1 protein-coding gene is annotated in these 754 nt (G+C 59.2%); it reads left to right on the forward strand.

Annotated elements, in window-relative coordinates:
* On the forward strand, positions 1-754 hold a 754-nt coding region (locus AWB82_RS36710; protein WP_327346162.1), incomplete at both ends, for a filamentous hemagglutinin N-terminal domain-containing protein.

Here is a 754-nt window from a genome sequence, read left to right on the forward strand (position 1 = left end):
ATCGTGGCCGCTCCGGGGTCGGGCGCGCACGTCATTCAAACGCAGAATGGTCTGAATCAGGTAAACATCGCGAGGCCTAGTGCGGCGGGCGTGTCCGTCGGCACGTTCTCGCAGTTCGATGTAACCGGTAAGGGCGCGATTCTCAACAATTCACCGACGCTGGTCCAAAGTCAGCTCGGCGGCTACATTAATGGGAATCCGAATCTCACGCCGGGCAATTCGGCGCGGATCATCGTCAATCAGGTGTTGTCAAACGCGCCGTCTCGATTAAACGGCGCGCTCGAAGTCGCCGGCTCGCGCGCACAAGTAATCGTTGCAAATCCAAGCGGTATTGTGGCAAATGGCGCGAACTTCATCAATACTTCCCGCGCCGTTCTGACCACGGGGACGCCGAATTACGGGGCGAATGGCAGCCTGACTGGATTCACCGTGAACGGTGGCAACATCACGGTGGAAGGGGCCGGTCTGAATGCGGCCAATGTCGATCAAGTCGATCTCTTGTCGCGCGCGATTCAGATCAACGCGGCCGTGTACGCAAACAATCTGAACGCGATCGCTGGGCCAAACGTCGTAGATTATGGCAGCCTCGCGACCACGCCGATAGCAGGCACGGGTCCGACGCCAGCGGTCGCGATTGACGTAAGTCAACTCGGCGGGATGTATGCCAATCGAATTGTGCTGATCGGCAACGAGTATGGTGTCGGTGTCAGCAATCGTGGCGTCCTGGCCGCCCAAGCGGGCGACCTGACGCTCA

The sequence above is a fragment of the Caballeronia glebae genome (genome assembly GCF_001545035.1).
Taxonomy (GTDB): Bacteria; Pseudomonadota; Gammaproteobacteria; order Burkholderiales; family Burkholderiaceae; genus Caballeronia; species Caballeronia glebae.